The 4,510-nt window shown below is 57.3% G+C and carries 4 protein-coding genes; 3 read left to right on the top strand and 1 reads right to left on the bottom strand.

The genetic code is table 11. The annotated features are described in order from the left end of the window. A partial coding sequence (locus tag IRZ24_RS17225) for a Glu/Leu/Phe/Val dehydrogenase (protein WP_297166903.1) occupies window positions 1–848 on the top strand: 848 nt, incomplete at its 5' end. A gap of 264 nt (window positions 849–1,112) precedes the next feature. On the opposite strand, the gene IRZ24_RS17220 is transcribed toward IRZ24_RS17225, so the two are convergent. After that, window positions 1,113–1,712, bottom strand: a complete 600-nt coding sequence (locus IRZ24_RS17220; RefSeq protein WP_297166901.1) for a hypothetical protein — start codon at window positions 1,710–1,712, stop codon at window positions 1,113–1,115. Window positions 1,713–1,809: 97 nt separating this feature from the next. Between IRZ24_RS17220 and IRZ24_RS17215 the strand changes: the two genes are divergently transcribed. Beyond that, entirely contained in the window at window positions 1,810–2,001 is a 192-nt protein-coding gene (locus tag IRZ24_RS17215; protein WP_297166898.1) for a hypothetical protein, read from the top strand. Between the two features lie 503 nt (window positions 2,002–2,504). Then, complete coding sequence (dxs, locus tag IRZ24_RS17210) at window positions 2,505–4,457, top strand: 1-deoxy-D-xylulose-5-phosphate synthase (RefSeq protein ID WP_297166895.1); 1,953 nt, start codon at window positions 2,505–2,507, stop codon at window positions 4,455–4,457. Window positions 4,458–4,510: the final 53 nt, after the last annotated feature.

Genomic DNA, 4,510 nt, shown 5'->3' with positions numbered 1-4,510 from the left:
TTATTGGCCCTCACAGTGACATTCCGGCGCCTGATGTTAACACCAATCCCCAGATCATGGCCTGGATTATGGACACCTATTCGATGCACGAGGGCTTTTCTATCCCCGCCGTTGTCACTGGCAAGCCGCTCTCTATCGGGGGCAGCGAGGGGCGCAACGATGCTACGGCAATGGGGGTACTCTTTGTTACTCGTCAGGCGGCGCGCCGGATCGGCATGCCGCTACGCGGCGCGCGTGTTAGCATCCAGGGATTCGGCAACGCCGGCTCGATTGCTGCGCGCCTCTTCCACCAGGAGGGCTGTAAGATCGTGGCGGTCAGTGATACGCGGGGAGGAATCTACAATGAGGCTGGGCTAGACCCTGCTGCGGTGTTGCGACACAAGCAAGAGAGAGGCAGCGTAGTGGGCTTCCCAGCGGCCCAGCAGATCAGCCCTCAGGAGGTCCTGGAAGTCCCTTGCGATATTCTGATTCCAGCGGCGACCGAGGGAGTTATCACTGAGGCCAATGCCGGCCGTATCCAGGCGCGCATCATTGCCGAGGCAGCCAACGGCCCAACTACGCCCCAGGCAGACAAGATTCTTGGACGCAAGGGCGTGATTGTGATACCGGATATCCTGGCCAATGCTGGAGGCGTCACGGTCAGCTACTTCGAGTGGGTGCAGGACCTACAAAGCTTCTTCTGGGGCGTTGAAGAAATTACCCAGAAGCTGGAACTCATCATGAATCGGGCCTTTGCGGCAGTAGTTGAGAAGGCCGAACAATATCATTGTGATCTGCGACTGGCTGCGAACATGCTGGCCATCTCTCGCGTTGCTGAGGCTACGCAAATTCGCGGCATCTACCCCTGACCTGACAAGAGAAAGCAGGCACAAGCTCTGACGGGATCTGTGGCCGGCTGCCAGCTTACTGGAGATAAGCCGGCAGGCCAGCATCCCCAGAACAAAAAGGCCAGGAGCCAATTGCTGACTCCTGGCCTTTTTCTCTCTGGAGCAAACTGAGGCAGTAGCAGAGAAACCATCTGCAAGCAAGAACCAGCCAATGCCGCCGGCATCTCCTTTAGTTGTCGCATCAGCCCTGTCTGCTAGCCGCCAGCCCTGAGAGCGCAGCGCTATCTAATAGCCGCGACGCGTATCCCGTCGTGGACGCTTCGAGGCCTTGGTTTGGCGACTGGGCTTCACATGCTTTTTCTTCCCCTTACCGCCAGGCCAGAGGTCTTCATCCTCCTCATCCTCAAAGAACTCTTCATCTTCCTCCTCCTCCTCCTCATCCTCGTAGCCTAGCTCAGGCTCCTCCTCTTCATCTGGTTCAGATTCTAGAGCCTCCTCTAACAGCTCCTCATCTTCAGCAGCCTCGACCTCGCTCTCCTCATCCTCGCTAGTAGAGACCTCTTCTTCTGGAACGGTAGTGGCCGCTTGAGCTGCTGGCGCAGTCACCTCAGGCTCTGGCTGCTGGGCCTTAGCTGTGACCGTTTCCGCCAGGGGAGTGCGAGACTCCTCGCGGTCGCGGCTTTCACTGCTGGACGTATGGCTGCCGCGGGCCGACTTTCGAGCTGCCCCTGACTCCTGGGAGTCGCGTTCGCCCCGCTCACCCGTCTCGCTCTCCTCAGTGGTCTTGGGGCTGCCGATCACCCGGCGTCCGGCGGCGACATCGAGCCAGAACTGCGAATAGTAGTGCGGACGTTCGGTGTCCTTTTCGCTCTCTTTCCTCGTCATTGGACCTGCGGCGCACCAATCCCCACCCGAAAGCTGGTGGAAAAGCGCCGCCTCCTTTCCCTAAACAGTATCAGAAAATGACGACAAAAGCGCCGTAATGTCCGTTCAGACGGCAAGCCGCCTGGGCACTACTGCCGGTGCCCCTCTCCCCGGACCGGGCGTGCTGCTCGTCTCCCTGACGACCCTGTCAGCGTTGCTGTTCTGCGGGGCGGTTTCAGCCGTGATGCTTGCCTTGTTGCTGGCTGCCTGGCTGGTTCGCTTTAGCTCGACGCGCTTACTCACAGGCTGAAAGGGGATATTCACCATTCCCACGATACGGACAGAGTTGCGGGAGACGAAACACAGAAGGGATGTAGGAGAGCCGCCTCCACCCCAGTGTGATCAGTATACCGGCAGGAAAGGGCAACGTCAAGCGGTCCATTGGGCCACGCCTGCCATCATTTCAGCGCGTAAACAGACCTCTCCTTGCGGGGGAGCGTCGGTCTTCTGGAAACGCTCTCACCCCACCCGGATGTCCCAGATGCTTTTTCCGAAAGGCCATGATAAGAAGAAAGTGGGAGCATGTCAAGAGTCTACCGGCTCTACTCTGACAGACCCTACCGCCAGGTTCTCTGCAGAGAGCAATCGATATCGGCAGGCTGGCGGCAGTTCGTCGCGTCTTCGCTGTTCGCCTGAACCGCAGTTGTTGTCCTGTCAAGGCTTTGGGTGCATGCCTCTATCACATCGCGACCTTTCTTTCGCTGTCTCTACCGCCCTATAATACGGGATAAGCTTTCCTGTGGGAGGACTGCCTTGGCAAGGATACTGGATCGCATTGATAGCCCGGCGCAGCTTCGCTCGCTTAGTATAGCTGAGATGCGTTTGCTGGCCGAAGAGATTCGCCAAGAAATTATCGAGACGGTCTCGTCCAGAGGGGGTCATCTTGCTCCTAACCTGGGGGTCGTCGAACTGACCATTGCTTTACATACTGTCTTCAATACCCCTCACGATCTGCTCGTTTGGGATATTGGCCATCAGGCCTATGTACATAAATTGCTGACAGGACGCCGCGAGCGCTTCCGCACGATTCGCCAGTTTGGAGGCCTGTCGGGATATCTCCGCCGTGAGGAGAGCCCCTATGATGTCTTTGGCGCCAGCCATGCCAGTACCTCCATCTCTGCTGCTCTGGGACTGGCCGTGGCGCGTGATCTCCTGGGCCAGAACTTCAAGGTAGTAGCCGTCATTGGGGATGGAGCCTTGACCGGCGGTATGGCCTTGGAAGCGCTCAATAACGCTGGCAGTTTAAAAAAGAATCTCATTATTATCCTCAACGATAACGAGAAGTCCATCTCTGATAATGTAGGGGCCATTGCCGCAGTACTCGCCAGAGCGAGGCGCATGCAGACCTCACCTGGCTACCAGCGCCTGAGAGAAATGACCAAAGGCTCTATCGAGCGTCTCCCCGTGGTTGGCGACGTCGCTCTGGAAGCTGCAGCGCGTGCTGAGACCAGCTTCAAACAGTTTATCTTGCATAGCAAAAGTGGCACCATCTTCGAGGAGCTGGGTTTCAAGTTCTTCGGCCCCTTTGATGGGCATGATCTCCCTCTGCTCATCGATGTCTTGGAAAATATTAAGCGCATTGACGGGCCGATTGTGGTCCAGGTAGTTACCAAGAAAGGCAAGGGCTGGGCCTTTGCTGAAGAAGATGCTACCAAGTGGCACGGACCCGGAGCCTTCGACTACCGTACCGGTGTCATCAAGAAGAATCCTAATGATCCCCCAACTTATACTGAGGTCTTTGCTAACACGCTGGTTGAGCTGGCCGAGCGCGACCCATCCATTGTCGGTATTACGGCCGCGATGGCCGAAGGCACAGGTCTGAAGAAGTTGCATCAGCGCTTCCCCGAACGCTATTTTGACGTTGGGATTGCCGAGCAGCATGCTGTGACCTTTGCCGGCGGTCTGGCTGTAGGGGGACTGCGCCCTGTCGTCGCCATTTATTCCACCTTCATGCAGCGGGCCTTTGACCAGGTTATCCATGACATCTGCATGCAGAACTTGCACGTTGTTTTTGCAATGGATCGCGCCGGGGTCGTCGGCGAGGATGGCCCCACGCAGCATGGCCTCTTTGACATCGCCTTTATGCGAATGATCCCTAATATGCGAGTCATGGCTCCGCGTGACGAAAACGAGTTGCGTCACATGCTCTACACGGCTCTGTACATGGATGGGCCAGTCTGCCTGCGCTATCCGCGTGGCAAGGCGCGCGGTGTGTCTCTAGATAAAGAGCTGCGCCCGTTGGAGATTGGTAAAGCTGAGCTTCTTCAACCGGCAACTCTTGAAGAGGCCGAGCGCTGCCAGGGCGCCTTACTCGCTTATGGCACGACCGTCGAGCTGGCTGAGCAGGCAGCCAAGGAACTGAAAGCGGACGGCATCAATGTCGCTGTTGTGAACGCACGCTGGGCCAAGCCACTGGATGAAGCTCTCATTCTGGCTCTGGCACGAGCCACCAGGCGCCTGATCACCATTGAGGACCATATGGTAGCAGGAGGCTTCGGCAGCGCTGTTCTTGAGCTGCTCGCTCGCGAAGGATACCATAACGTGCAGGTTAAGCTCATTGGCTTCCCAGATCGCCTTGTCGAGCATGGCGCCCCGGCTATTCTCAAAGAGCTATATGGCCTATCCTCTTCTCATATTAAAGAAGTTGTACGCGAACTGCTCGCCGTTGCCAATCCAGCCGAACAGAGTAGCCCGGCTTCAGCGTGAAGCTCAATCCGCTCAGCGAAGGCTGAGAGCAGGAGCAGGCAGGTCACCTGCTC

Source organism: Thermogemmatispora sp. (genome assembly GCF_019683755.1).
Lineage (GTDB): Bacteria > Chloroflexota > Ktedonobacteria > Ktedonobacterales > Ktedonobacteraceae > Thermogemmatispora.
Note: the sequence above shows the minus strand (reverse complement) of the source record. Positions and strands in the feature narration are given on the sequence as shown.

Excerpts from the sequence above, each read along its gene's own strand:
- IRZ24_RS17220 (WP_297166901.1), bottom strand. The coding sequence starts at position 1,712 with ATGACGAGGAAAGAGAGCGAAAAGGACACCGAACGTCCGCACTACTAT.
- IRZ24_RS17215 (WP_297166898.1), top strand. The coding sequence starts at position 1,810 with ATGTCCGTTCAGACGGCAAGCCGCCTGGGCACTACTGCCGGTGCCCCT.